The sequence below is a fragment of the Ereboglobus luteus genome (assembly GCF_003096195.1).
Classification (GTDB): domain Bacteria; phylum Verrucomicrobiota; class Verrucomicrobiia; order Opitutales; family Opitutaceae; genus Ereboglobus; species Ereboglobus luteus.
This window is the reverse complement of record NZ_CP023004.1, coordinates 205,108-225,722: the sequence shown is the minus strand read 5'-3', so window position 1 is coordinate 225,722 and position 20,615 is coordinate 205,108. Positions and strand designations below refer to the sequence as shown.

At 61.6% G+C, this 20,615-nt stretch carries 17 protein-coding genes and 1 tRNA gene; 10 read left to right on the top strand and 8 right to left on the bottom strand.

The genetic code is table 11. The annotated features are described in order from the left end of the window. Window positions 1-30 precede the first annotated feature (30 nt). Entirely contained in the window at window positions 31-2,043 is a 2,013-nt protein-coding gene (locus tag CKA38_RS00960; protein ID WP_108823830.1) for a heavy metal translocating P-type ATPase, read from the bottom strand. 112 nt (window positions 2,044-2,155) lie between these two features. Between CKA38_RS00960 and CKA38_RS00955 the strand changes: the two genes are divergently transcribed. Then, window positions 2,156-2,440: a metal-sensitive transcriptional regulator gene (locus CKA38_RS00955; protein ID WP_108823829.1), complete on the top strand. Its 285-nt coding sequence runs from the start codon at window positions 2,156-2,158 to the stop codon at window positions 2,438-2,440. A gap of 123 nt (window positions 2,441-2,563) precedes the next feature. Here CKA38_RS00955 and murJ read toward each other — a convergent pair whose 3' ends face one another. Then, window positions 2,564-4,189, bottom strand: a complete 1,626-nt coding sequence (gene murJ, locus CKA38_RS00950) for a murein biosynthesis integral membrane protein MurJ (RefSeq protein WP_236919083.1) — start codon at window positions 4,187-4,189, stop codon at window positions 2,564-2,566. A gap of 112 nt (window positions 4,190-4,301) precedes the next feature. On the opposite strand from murJ, the gene trpS reads away from it, so the two are divergent. Both trpS and CKA38_RS00940 read left to right on the top strand, forming a co-directional pair. Beyond that, on the top strand, window positions 4,302-5,264 hold the full coding sequence (gene trpS, locus CKA38_RS00945; protein WP_108823827.1) for a tryptophan--tRNA ligase: 963 nt from the start codon (window positions 4,302-4,304) through the stop codon (window positions 5,262-5,264). A 143-nt stretch (window positions 5,265-5,407) separates the two neighbouring features. After that, entirely contained in the window at window positions 5,408-5,965 is a 558-nt protein-coding gene (locus CKA38_RS00940; protein ID WP_108823826.1) for an REP-associated tyrosine transposase, read from the top strand. 93 nt (window positions 5,966-6,058) lie between these two features. Here CKA38_RS00940 and recQ read toward each other — a convergent pair whose 3' ends face one another. Continuing rightward, entirely contained in the window at window positions 6,059-7,900 is a 1,842-nt protein-coding gene (gene recQ, locus CKA38_RS00935) for a DNA helicase RecQ (RefSeq protein WP_236919082.1), read from the bottom strand. Window positions 7,901-8,071: 171 nt separating this feature from the next. Here recQ and CKA38_RS00930 point away from each other — a divergent pair, with 171 nt between their 5' ends. Then, entirely contained in the window at window positions 8,072-9,133 is a 1,062-nt protein-coding gene (locus tag CKA38_RS00930; protein WP_108823824.1) for a 3-deoxy-7-phosphoheptulonate synthase, read from the top strand. 39 nt (window positions 9,134-9,172) lie between these two features. On the opposite strand, the gene CKA38_RS00925 is transcribed toward CKA38_RS00930, so the two are convergent. Both CKA38_RS00925 and clpB read right to left on the bottom strand, forming a co-directional pair. Then, window positions 9,173-9,757, bottom strand: a complete 585-nt coding sequence (locus CKA38_RS00925) for a transposase (protein ID WP_108823823.1) — start codon at window positions 9,755-9,757, stop codon at window positions 9,173-9,175. Between the two features lie 129 nt (window positions 9,758-9,886). Further along, window positions 9,887-12,472, bottom strand: coding sequence for an ATP-dependent chaperone ClpB (gene clpB, locus CKA38_RS00920; RefSeq protein ID WP_108823822.1), 2,586 nt, complete (start codon window positions 12,470-12,472; stop codon window positions 9,887-9,889). 213 nt (window positions 12,473-12,685) lie between these two features. Between clpB and CKA38_RS00915 the strand changes: the two genes are divergently transcribed. From CKA38_RS00915 to CKA38_RS00905, 3 genes are read left to right on the top strand one after another with little or no spacing between them, the layout of a single operon-like run. Then, window positions 12,686-13,579 carry an SPFH domain-containing protein gene (locus CKA38_RS00915; RefSeq protein WP_202863938.1) on the top strand — a complete coding sequence of 298 codons (894 nt, stop codon included), beginning with the start codon at window positions 12,686-12,688 and terminating at the stop codon, window positions 13,577-13,579. 22 nt (window positions 13,580-13,601) lie between these two features. Next, window positions 13,602-14,171 carry a PH domain-containing protein gene (locus CKA38_RS00910; RefSeq protein ID WP_108823821.1) on the top strand — a complete coding sequence of 190 codons (570 nt, stop codon included), beginning with the start codon at window positions 13,602-13,604 and terminating at the stop codon, window positions 14,169-14,171. 40 nt (window positions 14,172-14,211) lie between these two features. Further along, complete coding sequence (locus tag CKA38_RS00905) at window positions 14,212-14,370, top strand: type II toxin-antitoxin system antitoxin (protein WP_236919081.1); 159 nt, start codon at window positions 14,212-14,214, stop codon at window positions 14,368-14,370. Between the two features lie 39 nt (window positions 14,371-14,409). Here CKA38_RS00905 and CKA38_RS00900 read toward each other — a convergent pair whose 3' ends face one another. Continuing rightward, a complete protein-coding gene (locus CKA38_RS00900; protein WP_161554646.1) occupies window positions 14,410-15,486 on the bottom strand; it encodes an antibiotic biosynthesis monooxygenase in 1,077 nt (358 codons plus the stop codon). Window positions 15,487-15,658: 172 nt separating this feature from the next. On the opposite strand from CKA38_RS00900, the gene gpmA reads away from it, so the two are divergent. Next, a complete protein-coding gene (gpmA, locus tag CKA38_RS00895) occupies window positions 15,659-16,435 on the top strand; it encodes a 2,3-diphosphoglycerate-dependent phosphoglycerate mutase (RefSeq protein ID WP_108823818.1) in 777 nt (258 codons plus the stop codon). Window positions 16,436-16,473: 38 nt separating this feature from the next. Here the strand turns inward: gpmA and CKA38_RS00890 are convergent, their stop codons facing one another. Continuing rightward, complete coding sequence (locus CKA38_RS00890; RefSeq protein ID WP_108823817.1) at window positions 16,474-17,763, bottom strand: sulfatase-like hydrolase/transferase; 1,290 nt, start codon at window positions 17,761-17,763, stop codon at window positions 16,474-16,476. A 116-nt stretch (window positions 17,764-17,879) separates the two neighbouring features. Between CKA38_RS00890 and CKA38_RS00885 the strand changes: the two genes are divergently transcribed. Both CKA38_RS00885 and eno read left to right on the top strand, forming a co-directional pair. Then, complete coding sequence (locus CKA38_RS00885) at window positions 17,880-18,614, top strand: tRNA-uridine aminocarboxypropyltransferase (protein ID WP_108823816.1); 735 nt, start codon at window positions 17,880-17,882, stop codon at window positions 18,612-18,614. 100 nt (window positions 18,615-18,714) lie between these two features. Next, window positions 18,715-20,028 (top strand): phosphopyruvate hydratase, encoded by a 1,314-nt coding sequence (gene eno, locus CKA38_RS00880; protein ID WP_108823815.1) that lies wholly within the window; start codon window positions 18,715-18,717, stop codon window positions 20,026-20,028. Between the two features lie 397 nt (window positions 20,029-20,425). Here eno and CKA38_RS00870 read toward each other — a convergent pair. Continuing rightward, a tRNA-Ser gene (locus CKA38_RS00870) sits at window positions 20,426-20,517 on the bottom strand. Between the last annotated feature and the right edge of the window lie 98 nt (window positions 20,518-20,615).

Here is a 20,615-nt window from a genome sequence, read left to right as displayed (position 1 = left end):
GTATTTTTTGGAAGGCGATTTTTTGCGCCGCTACTTGTTTTTTCCCAGCAGCAATCGCAGCGCGTTCAGGCACACGACGACTGAGCTGCCTTCGTGCGCGATCACGCCGAGCCAGAGCGGCACGAGTCCAATGATCGAACCGGTTGCCATGATAACAACCACGCCGAGCGACACCGCGAGGTTTTGCCTGATGATTCTTTTTGCGCGGCGGCTCAGGCGAAACGCGGCGAGCACGTTTTCAATGCGGTCGTGCATCAGGATGACCTCGGCTTGCTCCAGCGCCGCGTCGCTGCCGCGCGCGCCCATCGCAATGGACACGTCGGCCGCCGCGAGGCTCGGCGCGTCGTTCACGCCGTCGCCCACCATCGCGATGCGCTTGCCTTGCTCGCGGAAACTTTGGATCGCCTCAACCTTGTCCTCCGGCTTCAGGCCGGAGCGCACTTCGTCGAGGCCGAGTTCGCGGGCGATGTTTTCCGCGGCATGGCGCCGGTCGCCCGTGAGCATCACCGTGCGCACTCCGTTCGCGCGCAACTTGGCGAGCGTGTCGCGGGAGGTCGTGCGTATTTCGTCGCGTAGCAAAATGCGTCCCGTCACATCCCCGCCGGTTACCCATACTTCGCTCAGGTCCGGCGACGAGAGCGGAAAACTTTTAATCGTTTCGACCAGCGGGCCGGTGTGGTTTTCGATGATCAATTCGCGCCGTCCAAGCAGCACGGGCACGCCGTCCACGCGTCCGCGAAGCCCCATGCCGGTGAGCGACTCGAACGCCTCCACCGCGGCGGTTTGCACGCCCGTGTTTTGCGCGTGTTTGACGATGGCGCGCGCGAGCGGATGCTGCGAATTGTTTTCAAGCGCGCATGCCAGGCGCAGCACGTCGGATTCGCGGCCCGGCGGAAAACTTTCCACGGTGGCGACGCTTAGTTTTCCCGTCGTGAGCGTGCCGGTCTTGTCGAGCGCGATGACATCCACGTCGGCGAGTTTTTCGATGGCCGCCCCGCCGCGAAACAGCACGCCGTGCCTTGCGCCCCACGCGATGGCGGCGAGAATTGCAGAGGGAATCGAGAGCACGAGCGCGCAGGGGCTCATGACGACGAGGAGCGTCATGGCGCGATAAAACGCCGATGTCGTTTCACCGCTGATAAACGGCGGCGCGCCGAAGCCGAGCCACCACACAAAAAACATGACCGCGCAGGCGCCGAGCGCGAGGAGCGTATAATGGCCGCCAAATTTATCCGTGAATCGCTCGCTGGGGGCCCGGAGTTTTTGCGCCGTCTGAATCATGCGGATGATTTTTTGCAGCGTGCTTTCGGAGGGCAGCCGGTTGACCTCGAAATCGAGCACGCCCCACAGGTTGATCGTGCCGCTGTAAACCGCGGCGCCGGCTTCCTTTTCGACCGGGGTCGCCTCGCCGGTGATGGTCGATTCGTCGCAGGCGCTCTCGCCCTTGATCACCGTGCCGTCGGTTGGAAACGCCTCGCCGGGCTTTACGCGCACGTGGTTGCCCACGGCGAGCGCGGCGACTTCAACCGTTGTTTCCATGCCGGCTGCGTCGAGCAGCGTGGCGGTTTTTGGCGCGCTCTTGAGCAGCGAGCTGACTTCGCGCTGTGTGCGGTCCATCGCATAGGCTTCCATCGCCTCCGCCCCCGAAAAAAGAAACAACAGCACGACCGCCTCGTGCCACGCGCCTATGCATGCCGCGCCGACGGCGACCGCAAGCATTAGAAAATGGATGTCGAGCGTGCGCGCCTTTATGTTTTCCCAGGAGTCCTTCGCCGCGTCCCACGCGCCGGCGACCAGGGCGGCGATGTAGAATGCACCGGCCAGCCACGCGGGCCCGACTTCCGCGCGCTCAATCACGAATCCCGCGACGCCGAGGACGCCGCAGAGCCCCGCGAGCAGGGCGAGATTCTTCCATTCGCCGCCGTGGTGGTGATGTCCGTGGCCGGATTGGTGGCCATGACCATGGTCGTGGCCGTGTTCGTGATCATCGTCATCATGGTGATGGTTTTCATCGTGGTGATCCTGTTCGCGGGATGTCGTCATGGGTAAGGGCTATACCCCCTATACCCATATTGACAAGACGAAAGAAACGTGAAAATGTCCGTGCCAGACACACGATCTAATTTTCAAAAAAGGGGAAGGCCCCGACATTTTTATGAGCGACATACATCATCATCCCGAGGGCGAGACAAAGGCGTTGCAGGTTCGCGTTCGCAAGATCGCCGGGCAGATCAACGGAGTGGAGCGCATGCTGCTGGCCGACCGCGACTGCGCGGAAATCCTGCTGCAACTGCTTTCCATACGAAAGGCGATCAAGTCGCTTTCGGAAAAAATCCTGCACGCGCACATACGCGATTGCATCGAGGGCGCGACGAACGGCAACGACGCCAAGCGCCGCATCCGCGAGCTGACGACCGTGCTGGAGCGCTACGTGGAGTAGGTGCGGGGCGCGCAGACTGCCAGCTTGGCCTTCCGCTCGTTGCGTGGGTTTTTGCAAGGTGGCACAGGCATTCCTGTCTGTGTTCCGCGGTATTGGTTCACGGCACGGACAGGAATGTCCGTGTTACCTTGATCGGGGGCGAATCCGTTTCAATATCATGGCGCGCGCTTCGTCGCGGCCCTCGATGCGCAGCACCCAGGCGAGGGCCGCGTAGAGCGCGACCCCGGCGGCGATCATTATGGCGAGGCCGCAGGCGGTGTTGAATGTCGTCGCCGTCGCGAGGTGCGTCCACGCGTGCCAGCCTCCCCAGACCGCCGTGCCCATCGACGCGCTCGCGATGATTATTTTTCCGAGGTCGCGGCCGATGTGAATGAACGCCATCTCGGGCGCTTTGCGCGTGAGCATCACCTGCAAAAACACCGCTTGCACGATGATGGCTGCGTTGCCCGCGATGGCGAGGCCCGCGGTCGAGAGCGGCCCCATCAGCGCGAGACTCAGGACGATGTTCACCACGAAACTCAGCAGCGCGGCCACCACGGGAGTCTTGGTGTCGCGGCGCGCGTAGAAGGCGCGCAGCACCAAGTTTACAAACGAGAAAAACGGAAGCCCGACCGCGTAGATCGCGAGCACGGGGGCCATCGCGAAGGTGTCGCTTGCGACAAACTCGCCGCGTTGGAACAGCAGCCGGATTAGCGGCAGCGCGAGCACGCCAAGCCCGGCGGCGGCGGGGATGTTGATGAGCAGAATCAGGCGCATTCCCTTGCGGTAGGCGTTTGCCATGCCGGCGGTGTCGTTTTGCGCGGCGAAGCGCGAGATGAGCGGAAACACCACCGTCGAGACCGCCACGGCGAACACGCCGATGGGCAGCTCCATCAGGCGCTGGGCAAAATTGAGAAGCGCGACCGCGCCGTCGTTGAGCGACAGGGCGATGTAGCGCGACACGGTCATGTTGATCAGGTAAACCGCCGAGCCGAGCACCGTCGGCGCCATGAGCCGGAAGATCGCGCGCACCCGCTCGCTGAGCTCAAGCGTGAAGCGCGGACGCCAGCCCTCGCGCAACAACGCCCATCCGGGCACGCACATTTGCCCGAGTCCGCCGACGAGCACGCCGGCGCACAGCATGTAAACCTGCGTCATTTTTGCGTCCGGCCAGAGCCGCACGCCGAGCCAGAGCATTCCGATCATGGCGAGGTTGAGCCAGATTGGCGACAGGGCCGGCTCGAGAAAGCGTCCGAGCGATTGCAGCGCCGAGCTGAACACGGACGCCAGGCAGACAAAGAGCAGGTAGGGAAACAGCACCACGGTCATGTTGCCGCTCAACAGCCAGCGTTGCACGGTGGCGTTGTCGCCGGTGAACACGCGCGCGGCCGCCTCGATCCACGGCGGCTGGCTGAAAAAAATCATCGCCGCCACCACGACCACGCCCGCCACGACCGTGAGCCAGCTCGCGACTTGGTTGACCAGCGCGAACGCGCCCTCGCGCCGGCGTTGTTCGAGCTCGATGTTGAGCGTCGGCACAAACGCCGCCGTGAGCGAACCCTCGCCGAGCAGTCGCCGGAACAAATTGGGCAGCTGGTAGGCGGTGAAAAAAGCCGACGAAATCCCGCTCAAACCGAAGACCGCCGCGGTCTGCATGTCGCGCACAAGGCCCAGCACGCGCGACACCATCGTCGCGCCCGACACCAAGCCTATGTTTTTGAGGTTCCTCGACACGCCCGCATTTGTCGCCACGCGGGCGGCATCTAGCAAGAAATTAGCTCGGGCTGCACGCGGATGTTTTGCGATTGAGTTGCGCGGGGCGCGTTTTTCTTCTTCTCCTGACTCCAGACTCCTTTCATCCTGCTCCCTTTTTATTCTTCCCATGCGCATTCTCACAGGCATCCAGCCCTCGGGCACGCTCCACATCGGCAACTATTTTGGCGCCATCAAACCCGCCGTCGAATTGCAGGCGCGCGGTGACGCGTTTTATTTCATCGCCGACTACCACTCGATGACCACGCTCACCGACCCGGAGCAGCGGCGCAAAAACGTGCTCAATGTGGCGCTCGATTTTCTCGCGTGCGGACTCGATCCATCGCGCAGTGTTTTCTGGAGGCAAAGCGACGTGTCCGAGGTGTGCGAATTGACGTGGATTCTCGGCACCGTCGCCCCGATGGGGCTCATCGAGCGCGCGCACAGCTACAAGGACAAGCTCGCGCACGGCTTCTCGCCGAGCTTCGGACTGTTCTCCTATCCCGTGCTCATGGCCGCGGATATTTTGCTGTTCAACTCCGACCTCGTGCCCGTGGGCAAGGACCAGAAGCAGCATCTGGAGATCACCCGCGACATCGCGATCAAATTCAACCTGGCCTATGGCGAGGTGTTCACGGTTCCCGAGCCGGAAATCCGCGAGGAAGTCGCCACCGTTCCCGGCCTCGACGGCCAAAAAATGAGCAAGAGCTACAACAACACGATCGACATTTTTGGCGATGAAAAGGCCGTGCGCAAAAAAATCATGGGTATCGTGATGGACAGTCGCACGCCCGCGGAGCCGAAACCCGACGCGGACAAAAACCTCGCAATTCAGCTACTCAAACTCGTTGCGCCCGCCGATATCGCGAAGGAAACCGAGGAGCGCCTGCGCGTGGGCGGGCTCGGCTACGGCGACCTGAAAAAAAGCCTGTTCGAGCACTACTGGAACTATTTCGCTGAGGCCCGCGCCAAGCGCGCCGAGCTTGCAGCGAACATGGACTACGTGAACAAGGTTCTGGCCGACGGCGCCGCGCGGGCGAGGGAGGTCGCGGCACCCATCTTGAAAAAAGCGCGCGAGGCTTGCGGCCTGTGATGTGTAGGGGCGCACCTTGCGTGCGCCCTGGTGTTCGTAGAACTGTTTGCGAGCGTATCCACAAAGTCCTCGAGCACTAGGGCGCACGCGAGGTGCGCCCCTACGGGCTTGATTGCAAACTTCGACAGTGATTATGTGGCGTCATGCCGTTCTACTCGCGTCGAACCTCGCAACTGCATGTCGGGCGAATATCAATTTCCGGCGCGCGCTATTTTGTGACATTTGCGACCGAAGGTCGCCGGCCATGGCTCAATGATGCTTTGTGCCGTGCACACATGATCGAGGTTTTGAAAAGCGGACATAATGCGCGCAGGTGGATGCTGCTGGCGGTCACTTGCATGCCTGATCATGTGCATGTGCTGTTCGAGCTTGGAGTGGATGTCGGCGTGTATGCGAATGTCGGGCGTTGTGTGGCGCGATGGAAAAACCTGTCGCGAGCCAAAGCGACGCGTGGTGATGGCTGGCAGCGCGATTTTTGGGAACATCGTTTGCGCCCGGATGAGATGAACGAGGACTATGCCCGATACATTTATATGAATCCATATCGTGCGGGCTTGATTGAATGCGGCGATGGCGGATGGGATGGCACATGGATGCCAGAGCCGAGGTGTTTCGATTTTGTGGAGCACCTCGGCCCGTCCGGTTCACCGCCCGTTGAGTGGCTCGGTGATTTGGAAAAGGTCGCCGACCGCGATTCGTAGGGGCGCACCTTGCGTGCGCCCTGGTGTTCGTAGAACTGTTTGCGAGCGCATCCACAAAGTCCTCGAGCACGAGGGCGCACGCAAGGTGCGCCCCTACGAGTTATTATCGAACCTCATTCGCGGGTTGTTTTCCAGAAATTCCGCGATGGTGGCGGCGAAGGTTTCGCCGAATTCGGCGCGCTTTTTTTCGCCCATGCCGAAGATGTCGTGCATGTCGGCGGGGCGCGTCGGATATTCGCGGGCGAGCTGGCGGAGCGTGGCGTCGCCGAAGATGACGTAGGCGGGCACGCGGCGTTCGTCGGCGAGTTTTTTGCGCAGATCGCGCAGGCGCGCGAAGAGGATTTCGTCGCACTCGATGCTGCCCTGGCGCGGGATGATTTTTTTCACCTTCGGGAGCGCGATCGGCTTGGTGAGCATCACGGGGCGGCGCGAGCGGAGCAGGTCAACACCCTCGGCGGTGAGTTCGAGCGTGGGGAATTCGCCCTCGGCTTGCGCGAGGCAGCCCATGCGCATGAGTTCGCGTCCGACGGCGGCCCACTGCGGACGCGTCATTTCGGAGCCGATGCCGTAGGTGCTAACCTTGTCGTGGCCCCAGCGGCGGATTTTGTCGGTGTCGGCTCCGGTGAGCACCTCGACGATGTGGTTGAGGCCGACGCCGAAGCGGCTGGCCTGGCGCACGCGATAGACGCAGGAGAGGAATTTTTGCGCGGCGATGGTGCCGTCGAATGTTTCGCGCGGCTCAAGGCAGTTGTCGCACGCGCCGCAATTATCGATCGGGAAGGTTTCGCCGAAATAGCCGAGGAGTTCGCGGCGGCGGCACGAGGCGTTTTCCGCGTAGTGGAGCATGAGGCGCAGTTGCGTGCGCGCGACGTTGCGCTCGTGCTCGTCGGTCATCTCGTCGATGAAGTGCGTTTGCTTCGCGGCGTCGCCCCCGCTGAAGAGCAGGAGGCAGTCACCGGGGAGTCCGTCGCGCCCGGCGCGGCCCGTTTCCTGATAATACCCCTCGATGTTTTTCGGCAGGTCGTAGTGGATGACCCAGCGGACGTTGGGTTTGTTGATGCCCATGCCGAAGGCGATGGTGGCGCAAATGATCTTGGTTTCGTCGCGGAGGAAAAGCTCCTGGTTTTCGGCGCGCTCCTTGTTGGTGAGCCCGGCGTGGTAGGGACGGGCGGAGTAGCCGCGCGAGGAGAGCGACTCGGCGACGCGCTCGGCGGTGGCGCGCGTGGCGCAGTAAACGATGCCGCTTTCGTCCTCGCGCTTTTTCACGAAGGCGATGATTTGCGCGAGCGGGCCGTCCTTGGGCAGGACGCGGTAGGTGAGATTGGGGCGGTTGAAACTGGCGACGTGGATTTGCGGGTCGCGGAGCTTGAGGTGCTTGACGATGTCGGCGCGCACGCGCTCGGTGGCGGTGGCGGTGAGGGCCATCACGGGGATGTCGGGCAGCAGCTCGCGGAGTTGCGCGAGCTGGCGGTATTCGGGGCGGAAGTCGTGCCCCCATTCGGAGATGCAATGCGCCTCGTCGATGGCGAGCGCGGCGACGTTCCACGCACGGAGGTTTTCCGCCCAACTGTCGAGCATGAGGCGCTCGGGCGCGACGTAGAGCAGCCGCCATTCGCCGCGGTGCAGGCCGGCGAGGCGTGCGCGCGATTCGCGTTCGCCGAGCGAGGAATTCAAGAACGTGGCCGCCACGCCCGCCGACTGGAGCTGGTCAACCTGGTCCTTCATCAACGCGATGAGCGGCGAAACGACGACCGTCAGGCCGGTGCGGTGCAGCGCGGGCAACTGGTAGCACATGGATTTGCCGCCGCCGGTGGGGAGCAGCGCAAACACGTCGCGACCCGCGAGCGACGCCTCGATGATTTCGCGCTGGAGCGGACGAAAATCAGGATAACCGAAAGTCGTCTGGAGCGTGATCTGGAGTTCGTCGGGCTGCACAAACGCTATAGCCGCAAAGAGGCGCAAAAGGAGCAAAGGAAAAAATGCGAGGAGTGGATTTTCGGGCATTCGCCCGCGTGTCACGCATTGCCATGCCGAGGGCCTGTTCGCCGCATTTGAAAGGTTTAACTTGCTGGCAAACGCCCGGCGTTTCAGGTTGCGACCTTGTCCATGCATAAAACGTCCGACATCAATATCATCGAAATAAGAGCGCTTCCGTCGCCCGCCCAGCTTATGGCGGCCGAGCCGCGCACCGATACGCAGTCCGCCTTCATCGCCAGCGCCCGCGAGCAAATCCAGAAAATCATTTTCGCCGACGACAAACGATTCCTCCTCGTCGTCGGCCCGTGCTCGATTCATGACACCGCGGCCAGCGCCGATTACGCCCGCCGGCTTGCCGCGCTCGCCCGCGAGGTTTCCGGCCGCGTGCTCATTGTCATGCGTGTTTATTTCGAGAAGCCGCGCACCACGATTGGCTGGAAGGGCCTCATCATGGATCCGCGGCTCGACGGCTCGCACGACATCGCCGCCGGACTCCGCATGGCGCGCGCGTTTCTGCGCGAAATACTCGACCTCGGCCTGCCCACCGCCACCGAGTTGCTCGACCCGGTGACGCCGCAATACATCGCCGACCTCATCTGCTGGTCGGCCATCGGCGCGCGCACGACCGAATCGCAAACGCACCGCCAAATGGCCTCCGGTCTTTCCATGCCGCTCGGGTTCAAAAACGGCACCGACGGTTCGCTTTCCGCCGCCATCAACGCGATCAAGGCCGGTTCGCAGCCCCAGACTTTCCTCGGCGTCAATTTCGACGGCCATGCTTCCGCGGTTGTCACCCGCGGCAATCCGTGGTGCCACATTGTGCTGCGCGGCGGTTCGCACGGCCCGAACTATTCGCCCGAGCACATCGCCGAGGCCGAGCGCGTGCTGGCGAAGGCAAACCTCCCGCGTTCCATCCTTATCGATTGCAGCCACGACAACTCCGCCAAGCAACCCGGGCGGCAGCCCGAGGTGTTGCGCGAGGTGGTGCGCCAGATCAACGAAGGCAACACCTCGATCATTGGCGCGATGCTCGAAAGCAATTTGCTCGCCGGCAACCAGCCCTTTCCCCAGCCGCGTGAAAAGCTGAAATACGGCGTTTCGATCACCGACGGTTGCATCGATTGGGAAACGACCGAGTCGCTAGTGCGCGAACTTCACGCCGCGCTCGCCCCGCGCTTCGCGCAAGACTGAGCCGGCATCCGGCGCGCGGGCATGCTTCTGCCGTGTTGGTTAACGAGGGTAGGGCGGTTTCGCCGAAACCGCCGCTTCCGAAACCGCCGCGCGAGGCTGTCCATTGTGCCATTGATACGGCCACTCGCCGGGTGTCGCGCAGAGGTTTTTGCGCAAGGGATTGTTTTGGATGTAGTGCCATTTTTCAGCCAGTGATGCATGATCGCGTATGCGGTGGTCGAAAAAATCCCGCTGCCACTGGATGTTTTTGTGCCGGGCAAGATAGCGTTTCCAGTCGAAAACCGTGCGACGCATGGAGACTGTCCTGCTGAATGAAACCAGTCCGTGCAAGTGATCCGGCATGAGCACGAGAAGTTGTATCCACCATTGGCAGATGCGCTGGCGATGAATGAAACTATCTTCCACGGTTTGCGCGATGTCCGGGGTGGCAAGCTGGTTCAGTCCGCGCGGGGTGCAGTTGATTGTGATGAAATAAGTTTCCCCGTCCTTGACCCATGAGGGGATGTCGTGCGGGAGTTTTTTGCGTTTTGGGAGTGAAATATTTGGCGGGACACTTGACGGATTGTCGCTTGATGCCGGGGTGCTGAAAGCGCCGTCGGGAGGAGTGGGGTTTGGCGTGTGCATGATGCGCCGGTCTTTGCCAGCCGCCAAAGCATGTGGCCTTGTGGCTGATTGCAAAGATTATTGGGCGGCCATTGGATGCAGACGGCGGTTTCGGCGAAACCGCCCTACCTAAAACACTCTCGCGCGCTGTTACGTTTTCATCACCAGCTTGTCGTCTTTCACGCTGAACTTCACTTCGGCGCCTTCGGTGATTTCGCCGGCGACCAGGGCGCGCGCGAGTTTGGTTTCGATTTCGCGTTGCAGATAACGCTTGAGCGGGCGCGCGCCGAAGACCGGGTCGTAACCGCGTTCGCCGATCCATTCTTTTGTCTTCTTGTCCATCGTCACGGTGACGCGACGATCGGTGAGTCGCTTGTTCAGGTCGGCCAGGAGGAGGTCAACGATGGCCGTGATTTCGTCGAGCGTGAGCGGCTTGAAGAGGATGGTTTCGTCGATGCGGTTCAGGAACTCGGGACGGAAACTTTTGCGCAGCTCGGCCATCACGCTTTCGCGGACTGATTCCGGGATGGTGTCGCCCGTGACGCCTTCGAGCAGGTGGCGGCTGCCGAGGTTCGAGGTCATGATGATGATCGTGTTCTTGAAATCCACGGTGCGGCCCTGGCTGTCGGTCACGCGGCCGTCGTCGAGGACTTGCAGGAGGACGTTGAAGACATCGGGGTGCGCTTTTTCGATTTCGTCAAAGAGCACGACGGCGTAGGGCTTGCGGCGCACGGCCTCGGTGAGCTGGCCGCCTTCGTCGTAACCGACGTAGCCCGGGGGCGCGCCGATGAGGCGCGAGACGCTGTGCTTCTCCATGTATTCGGACATGTCGATGCGGATGACGGCGTCCTCGGTGTCGAAGAGGGTGGCGGCGAGTGTTTTTGCGAGTTCGGTTTTGCCGACGCCGGTGGGGCCGAGGAAGAGGAAGCTGCCGACGGGGCGGCGCGGGTCCTTGATGCCGGCGCGGGCGCGGAGGATGGCGTCGCTGACAAGGTCAACGGCCTCGTTCTGGCCGATGACGCGTTGGTGGAGCGTGTCGGCGAGGCGGAGGAGTTTTTCGCGCTCGCTTTCAACGAGGCGCGTTACGGGGATGCCGCTCCACTTGGCGACGATTTCGGCGACTTCCTCGGCGGAGACTTCCTGCTTGAAGAGCTCGGTCCTGGCCTCGGCTTTTTCGAGTTTCTTGAGTTCGTTTTCGAGTTGCGGAATTTTGCCGTGCTGGAGTTCGGCGAGTTTGTTGAGGTCGTAGGTGCGCTCGGCTTTTTCCATGGCCACGCGCGCGGCGTCGAGTTCCTCGCGGACTTTGCTCACGCGGGCGACGGCGGCTTTTTCCTTGTCCCATTTCGCTTTCAGCGCGGCGGTTTCGGTGCGCGTGTCGGCGAGTTCCTTGCGCAACGTTTCGAGGCGGCGTTTGCTGGCCTCGTCTTTTTCGAGCTTGAGGGCGGCCTCCTCGATTTCGAGCTGGAGGACGCGGCGCTGGAGGGCGTCGAGTTCCTGCGGTGCGCTGTCCATTTCGGTGCGGATCATGGCGCAGGCCTCGTCAATGAGGTCGATTGCCTTGTCGGGGAGGAAGCGGTCGGAGATGTAGCGGTTGGAAAGAGTGACGGCGGAAACGAGGGCGTTGTCCTGGATGCGGACGCCGTGGTGGAGTTCGAAGCGTTCCTTGAGGCCGCGAAGAATGGAGATGGCGTCCTCGACGGAGGGCGGCTCGACGAGCACGGGCTGGAAGCGGCGCTCGAGGGCGGCGTCTTTTTCGATGTGCTTGCGGTATTCGTCGAGCGTGGTGGCGCCGATGCAGTGCAACTCGCCGCGCGCGAGCATGGGCTTGAGGAGGTTGCCGGCGTCCATGGCGCCCTCGGTTTTTCCGGCGCCGACGATGGTGTGGAGTTCGTCGATGAAGAGGAGCGTGCGGCCCTCGGACTTTTTGATTTCGTTGAGGACGGCTTTGAGGCGCTCCTCGAATTCGCCGCGGTATTTCGCGCCGGCGATGAGCGCGCCCATGTCGAGCGCGAAAAGAGTTTTGTCCTTGAGTCCCTCGGGGACGTCGCCTCGCACGATGCGTTGCGCGAGGCCTTCGACGATGGCGGTTTTGCCGACGCCGGGTTCGCCGATAAGCACGGGGTTGTTTTTGGTTTTGCGCGAGAGGATGCGGATGGTGCGGCGGATTTCGTCGTCGCGACCGATGACGGGATCCATTTTTCCCTTGCGGGCCTGTGCGACGAGGTCGACGCCGTATTTTTCGAGCGCCTGGTAGGTGGACTCGGGGTTGTCGGTGGTGACGCGCTGGTTGCCGCGAATGTCGCGGAGTGTTTTCAGGACGGTGTCGCGGTCGAGTCCGAAGGACTTGAAATATTTCGCGAGCGCGGGCGGCTTGCCGACTTCGATGAGGCCGAGGAAGAGGTGTTCGACGCTGATGTATTCGTCCTTGAGTTTTTTCGCCTCCTTTTCGGCGGCGATGAAGACTTCGTTGACGGCCTGGGTGATGTAGATTTTGGAGACGTCGATGTTGCCGGTGACGCGCGGGAGGCGGTCGAGCTCGCGCTCGGCGGCGAGCGTGAGGGCGCTGGTGGTGAGGCCGAGTTTTTCGACGAGGGCGGGCACAAGGCCGTTTTCCTGCCGGAGCAGGGCGTAAAGGAGGTGCCACGCGTCGACTTCGTTGTGGCTGCGGTTGCGGGCTTCGTTTTGCGCGTCAGTGACCGCCTGGCGCGACATTGCGGTGAGTTTTTGAAAATCCATAATGCGGATGTTAACGCATAATGCGTGCCAATGCAAATGGGCGGGGCTTCGAGGGGGGCGTTGATTTGGTGTGTGCCGCCGTGCGTCAGAAGTGCGCGCGGCGGGGACGATTTGGCGCAGAATGAGGGTGCGAACAGATGTTTTTGGGGAAAATATGATTGAAGTTTTTCTGAAATCTATATGATATCACTTCGATTTCGAAAAAAGTATCCCATGAGCACATCTAAAAACTTGGAAAAGGTGGTTTCTGTTAATCGCGAAAAACGTGTTTCAGCGCAATCGGGCTGGCTGATGGTGGCGGTGGCCATCGTGATGTTCGGGCTTGGTGTCGCGCTGTGTTTTGGCCGTGCACCGGTGTTTTTGCTGGCGGGTGTCGTGTGCATCGCTCTGGCGGTGTTTGTGAGCTCGGGTTTTTTCACATTGCAGCCGAACGAGGCCGCGGCGCTGGTGCTGTTCGGCTCGTATCGAGGGACGGTGCGCACGAGCGGTTTTCACTGGGCGAATCCGCTGCTGAAGAAGCTGCGCGTGTCGTTGCGCGCGCGAAATCTCAACGGCGAGCGGCTCAAGGTGAACGACAAGCGCGGCAATCCCATCGAGATCGCGGCCGTGGTGGTGTGGCGCGTGGAGGACACGGCGCAGGCGTTGTTCGACGTGGATAATTTTGCGCGTTATGTGACGGTGCAGAGCGAATCGTCGGTGCGGCACCTGGCGAGCGCGTATGCGTATGACGACGGCGGCGAGGGCGAGCCGACATTGCGCACGTCGGCGGACGAGATCGCGGCGGAGTTGCAGCGCGAATTGCAGGAGCGGCTTGCGCGTGCGGGCGTGGTTGTCGAGGAGGCGCGGCTCACGCACCTGGCTTACGCGCCGGAGATCGCGCAGGCGATGCTGCGCCGCCAGCAGGCGGAGGCGGTGATCGCGGCGCGGCAGAAGATCGTGCATGGCGCGGTGAGCATGGTCGAGATGGCGCTCAAGGATTTGTCTGAGAAAAACGTCGTGGCGCTCGACGACGAGCGCAAGGCCGCCATGGTGAGCAACCTGCTCGTCGTGCTCTGCGGCGAGAGCGAGGTGCACCCGGTGGTGAACACGGGAACACTGTATTCATAAATCGAATACAAGGGACGGCACCATGAATGCGAACGACCCGGCATTGGGCGCGGCGGAAAAATACGAGGACGCGGAGTTCTTGCCGGCGCCGCGCGCGGGCAGGATAATGCTGATAACGTGGGTCGTGCTGGCGATTATTCTGTGCGTGACGATTTTGGATGTCGTTTTGTTTGTCCCGAAAACGCCGGACGGCGGGGGGGCGCTTGCATTGGCAATGTTGGCGGCCGTTGCCGGCATCATGATTGTGGCGTGGTTTTGCTCGCGAATCACCAGCCTGGAAATTTCCGGGCAACAGCTTTCGATTAAGATGACATTTTGGAGCGCGCGTTACGACTTGGCGGGGTTGCGCTCGATTGAACCGGACGCCGATGTGTTCAAGGGCGTCATGCGCTCGTTCGGCAACGGCGGATGGGGCGCGTTTCACGGTTGGTTTCGCGGCAAGCGCGCGGGGAAGTTTCGCGCCTACGTGACGGACACGGACCGCTCCGTCGTGCTGCGCTGGGGGACGCGCTGCGTGGTCGTTTCGCCAAGAGACACGGATTATTTTATAGAGGAGGTTTGCAAACGCACGGGTGTGCGGCGACAGAATTAGCGCGATGGCTGCTCCCGAACGAAAAACTTTTTTACTGCGCGTGGACCCAAAACTCTGGGTCGAGCTGGAGGCGTGGGCCGGGCAGGAGTTGCGCAGCGTCAACGGACAAATCGAGTTCGTGCTGCGCGAGGCCGTGAGGAAGCGCAAACGAACCGCCTCGCTGGAGTCGAATGACGAGGCGGATTCGGAGAAATCGTGACGGCGTTATGGAAGTGGCGCAACGCCAGCGGGCGGTTTCCTAGTAGATCTCGCGAATGATATCTATAGAGAGGGAGTCGACCTTGTCCTTGATTGTCTCGGCGAAGGCGAGGAAGTGCGCGGATTTGTTGTGAAGATCGATGGCCTCCTGGTTTTTCCAGACTTCAATGATGGTGTATTTGAGCGGGTTGACGGTGTCCTGATGGAGGGCGTAGGAGATGTTGCCGGGCTCCTTTCGGGTGCCGTCAACCACGGCGGTGAGGGCGTTGCGGACCGCGCTCTTGTGCGATTCCTTGGCGACGAGGGTTGCAATGATCTTGAGCTGGTCTTTCGACGTTTTGCCGCGGCGGGAAACCGGCTTCGCCGTGACCTCGGCGAGGCGCTGTTTGGCGTGGGCCTCGACCTCGGGGTGCTTTTTCATGTAGGCGGTGATTTCGTCGCGGATTTCCTTGATCGCCGCCTGTGTGTCGGGGTTCTTGAGCATGGCCTCGGCTGTGCGTATGCCGAGGTCGCGGCCCGCCATGACATCGGTCGGATAATGCACGCCGCCGAGCACGCGGCACCACATGGTTTCGCGGACTTGGGCGTCAAAAATCGGTTTGTATTCGGGAAATGCGGCGGAATAGAGCGCGCCCCTGAACGCGCCGGTCGCGGAGTGTCCGCTGGGATAGGAGAGGTCTTTCGGTTTTTTCACACAGATGACAACTTCCTTGCTGCGCTGGTAGGGGCGCGGGCGTTTCCAGATTTCCTTGCCGTTGCCGATCATCTTGCTGCGGGTGGCGCGCAGTTCCTGCATGAGCGCCGTGGTGCGCGGGAAATTTTCCTTGGTGAAGCTCGGGCCGAAGGCCACCGCGCCCATTTGCGTGGAGGAGTGGCTGTCGATGCGTTTTGCTCGGGCGATTTGCTCGGGGGTGCGGTCGCGCTGCAATTGGAGGATTGTTTCAAGGTCGGCCATGCCCGCGGGCGAGTCGTCGGCGGGCGGCGGCGGAACCAGGGAAAGCAGGTCCTCGGCGGTGCCGGTGTAATAATTCTTTTTGCCGGTTTCGCCGGACTGGCCCGAAAGCCAGGGCGTGAGTGCGATTAAAAGGAGCAGGATTGGAAACGGGTGCTTTTTCATGGGAAAGGTTTTTAAAATGCGGGAAACGGATTGTTTTGTGCAACAAGTTTCGGGCGCTGGCCGGATTGGTTCGCGTCCGTTTGCGTTTCGCAAAAAAGTGTTTCGCAATTTCGTAATCGTTTTACGCGCGCATGATTTTCTTTTTCCGGCAAGACGCGTATCCTTTGGCATCATGGACGGCATCAAAAGCACCCACACGCTCGTCTTGCTGCGGCACGGCGAAAGCACTTGGAATAAGGAAAACCGGTTCACGGGCTGGACCGATGTCGATCTTACCGACAAGGGGCGCGACGAGGCGCGCAAGGCCGGGCGGCTCATGCGGGACGCCGCCTTGAAATTCGACGCCGCCTACGTGTCGGTGCTTCGCCGCGCGCTTTGGACGATGTGGCTCGCGCTCGACGAAATGAACCAGCTCTCGATTCCGTTCATAAAAGACTGGCGTCTCAACGAGCGCCATTACGGCGCGCTGCAGGGCCTCAACAAGGCCGGGACCGCGAAAAAACTCGGCGACGAACAGGTGAAAATCTGGCGCCGCAGTTACGACACTCCGCCGCCCGCGCTTGATGAGGGCGATCCGCGCTTCCCGGGCAATGATCCGCTTTACGCATCCGTGCCGCGCGCGCAACTGCCCCGCGCCGAATGCCTGCGGGACACCGTGGCGCGTTTCATGCCGTTGTGGCACGGTGAAATCGCGCCGCAAATCCGCTCCGGGAAAACGCTTCTCATCGCCGCCCACGGAAACAGTCTGCGCGCGCTCGTGAAATATTTGGACCGGGTGGGTGAAAAAGAAATCGTCGAGTTGAACATCCCCACCGGAGTGCCGTTGGTGTATGAACTGGACGCGGACCTGCACCCGCTCGGACATCGCTACCTTGGTGATCCCGCCGAAATCGCCGCCGCCCAGGCCGCCGTCGCCGCGCAGGGAGCGGCGGGGACGCAGCATCAATGAGGGCGCGCACGGTGCTGTGACTTCGCGGCGTGATTGCGCTATCCTGATATCAGGGATTTGAGCGCGGCGATTTCATTGATGCGGGACGGCTCGCCAACGAGGTTGCGCACTTCGAGCGGATCGGCTTCCAAATCGAAAAACAGCCACGGCGAGCCGTCCTCGTTGAGAATGAGTTTGCGCGCCGGCGTGCGCACGCCGCGCCACGCGCGGTCGCATTGATGCGGCAGGCGCACCACGCTTGGCATCGAGATGCGCGCGTGCGTGGAATCGATGCGCGGACAGCCAGAACGTTTTTTTTCGGAATCAGACCTGGCAGCCTGCGCCACGAAGGAAAGTGTCATCGCCGGCAAGTCGATGAGCGAGACTGCGGCGTTGCTCGAAATCGATTCCGGCGCGAGGGCCGGATGATTCACCAGCAGCGGCACGCGCACGCTTTCCTCGTGCGGCCAACCTTTGCGGAACAGGCCGTGCGCGCCGTGCATATCGCCATGCACCGAGGTGAACACGACCAGGGTGTCGGGATTTTTCGCGCGCGCGCCGGCGATGAGGCGTCCGACCGCCGCGTCGGTTGCCCCGATGTGCGCGTAATAACCGGCGAGTTCGCGACGCGCTTTTGATTCGACTTCGCCCCCGGCCGGCACGTTTGCGGGCAGGACGAGTTGTTCTGGATTCGGAGCAACGGCGTTTGCCGCCGGCGCGTCGTAAGGCGGGTGGGGCGCCTCGAGGCTCACGATGCAAAACCGCGGCGCGCGCGCCGAGTTTTCGCATGCGGGTTCTTGCCCGCAAAAATATTCCAGCGCGCGTTCGCAAAGCACGTCGCCTTGGTAACCGCGAAATTGTCGCGGCTCCGGCAGGCGCGTGCTGTGCAGCCACGGGTCGTTCAACAAAAAACCGCTTTCAAATCCCTCCCAAAAATCGAAGCCTCCGCGCGCCCCGGGCGGCACGATGGCGCGCGCGTGTGTTTCGCCGACGAGCGGCGCGCGCGGGTCGCGTTTCGACAAGTGCCATTTTCCGAAAAACGCCGTGGAGTAACCGTGTTCGCGCAGCATGTGCGCAATGGTGCGGCTGCTTGCGGGCAGCGGATCGTAATAATCGTTAACGCCGTTTTCGGGCGAGGGAACGCCGGTGAGCAGCGCGGCGCGCGCGAAGGGGCCGAAAGGGTGGGGCGTCACGGCTTGCGCGAAGTTGATTGTGCCCGGTTCGCGCGCGAGGGCGTCGAGGCGGGGCGTGCGCGAGGGGGCGCGGAGATTCGGGTCGCCCACGAAACCAAATGCCTGCGCGCGCCATTGCGTGGTTACGATCCAGAGTATGTCGGTCGGGCGGCTCATTGCGCGTGAAAATTGCAAAATGCACCCGGCGCGGCAAGGATTCACATGCGGGCGAATATTGGGATTTGGATATTTCCTGAAATTGGGTCATTTGGATTTTTTTAACTTTTTAATTTATGGCTAGAAGTGTCGTGTTGCGCGGGGTGCCCCGCTGTCCGCATTGCCAGATTGCGCCGCGTTGGTGCGTCTGCGCGGAGTCGCGCGCGGTCGCGCTGCCGTTCGCGCTCGATGTGCTGATGCACAACAGCGAGGTGTGGAAACCGACGAGCACGGGAAACCTCATTCGACGCGTCGTGCCGGCGTCGCGTCGGATCGTTTGGCACAACCAGTGCCTGCCGCGCCGCGAGGACGTCGTTCGGGACGGTGGGGCGGATGCGCTGTGGATTTTGCACCCGCGCGGCGAGGCGCTGGAGGATGTGTTGCGCGATCAACGCGAACAACCGCCGCCCGGCGCGGGCGCGCTGGAAAACCTGCGGGTGCTTTTGATCGACGGCACATGGGCGCAGGCAAACGACATGCTCCGCCATGTCGATGGATGGGGGCGGAAGGTGCGCCTGCCGGTGTCGGCGTTGCGCGGCGAAAGCCGTTACTGGCTGCGCGCGCAGCACAGCGCGGGGCATTTTTCGACCATCGAGGCGCTGATCGCCTTGCTCAACGCGCTTGGTTTCGCAAGCGAGAGCGACACGATTCGAGGGCAATTTGAAATGCACGTTTACGCGATGCTGCTCGCGCGCGGGCACAAAACCCGGGCCGGGCAATTCCTCGCCGGTTCACCCATCGGGGCAAGCATGCCGGAGCTGGTGCGGCAATTGCAAGCGGGCTCGGGGCGGGCGGGCGCGATCGCAAAATAAACGAAAGCGCGCCGGGGCTTGGAAAATTGACCGCAAGAAAAACATTTTACCTCGCGCACTTTTCACTCATACAGTGTCCGTTCCGAATTTTTTCCACCATATGAACACAACCATCACCGCTATCAATGCTCGTGAAATTATCGACTCCCGTGGCAACCCCACGGTCGAAGTCGATGTCCAACTCGCCTCCGGCATCGTCGGACGCGCCGCCGTTCCCTCCGGCGCCTCCACAGGCGAACACGAGGCGCTCGAACTGCGCGACGCTTCCGCGCCCGCCAAGTCGCTCCCCAAGGGCGTCAATGGCAAGACCCGCTTCGGCGGCAAGGGCGTGCTCGCCGCCGTCGGCAACGTCAAGGGCATCATCGCCCCCGCGCTCGTCGGCTACGACGTGACCGACCAGGTCGGCCTCGACCGCGCCATGCTCAAGCTCGACGGCACCAAGACCAAGTCGAAGCTCGGCGCCAACGCCATCCTCGGCGTCTCGATGGCAGCCGCCCACGCGGGCGCCGCCGCCGTCGGCCTTCCCCTCTACCGCTACCTCGGCGGCGTGAACGCAAAAGTTCTTCCCGTTCCGATGATGAACATCATGAACGGCGGCGCGCACTCCGACGCCCCGATCGACTTCCAGGAATTCATGATCCGCCCGGTCAATTTCCCGACCTTCTCCGAGGCGCTCCGCGCCGGTTGCGAAATTTTCCACGCGCTCAAGAAAGTTCTCAAGAGCAAGGGCCTCTCCACCGCCGTCGGCGACGAGGGCGGCTTCGCCCCGAACCTCGCCTCCACGACCGACGCGCTCGACGCCATCGCCGCCGCCGTCAAGGCCGCCGGCTACAAGCTCGGCAAGGACATCATGCTCGCGCTCGACGTCGCCTCCTCCGAGTTCATCGACAAGAAGACCGGCAAATACGTCTTCAAGAAGAGCACCGGCCAGCAGTTCACCGGCGACGAGTTCGTGCAATACTACAAGGAGCTCACCGCCAAGTATCCGATCGACTCCATCGAGGACGGCTGCGCCGAGAACGACTGGAAGACCTGGAAAAAACTCACCGACGCCATCGGCGACAAGGTGCAGCTCGTCGGCGACGACCTCTTCGTCACCAACGTGGACTTCCTTCGCAAGGGCATCGAGCAGGGCGTTGCCAACTCGATCCTCGTCAAGGTCAACCAAATCGGTTCGCTCACCGAAACCTTCGACGCCGTTGAAATGGCGCACAAGGCCGCCTACACCGCCGTCATCTCGCACCGCTCCGGCGAAACCGAGGACGCGACAATCGCCGACATCGCCGTCGCGACCAACGCCGGCCAGATCAAGACCGGCAGCGCGAGCCGCACGGACCGCATCGCCAAATACAACCAGCTCCTCCGCATTGAGCAGGAGCTCGGTTCCAAGGCGATCTACGCCGGCACGCTGTAAGGCGAACCGACAACAATAGGAACAGCCGGCGAAATAAAGTAAACTGGCTGTTCAATCACTCATCCGCGAAAAGCCGGACCTGATTCAGGTCCGGCTTTTTTTCGTGCCGTATGCGTCAGGCATCAAGTTTGATGCGCCGAAACCAGTCGACATGCGCGTTTTCGGCATAAATGAGCGCACAGAAAAAACATTTCGACAGGGCACCCTCTCCGGGAATCTTGCGGCAAACATCATGCTAACCTTCCACAATTCCACAATGGGACTGAATGGATGTGGCACCGCTTGATTTTTTGAATTCTTTGAGATTGAACTTTATTTGTTTCACACAGGATTTGCCGCATCAACTGGCAAATCTAGTGGGGTTAAAGTTTAACTCATTCTTATTAAGCGTGTTAAATGGCGGAGAGAGGGGGATTCGAACCCCCGGAAGGCTGTTACACCTTCAACGCTTTAGCAAAGCGCCGCTTTCGACCACTCAGCCATCTCTCCTTTAGAATGGTGTTGCGCTACGAAAACTTAGCGCGGGCGAAGCGCAAGGCATTTTTCCGTTTTTTCAACCTTTGACTTCAATAATCACTTGAATCTCC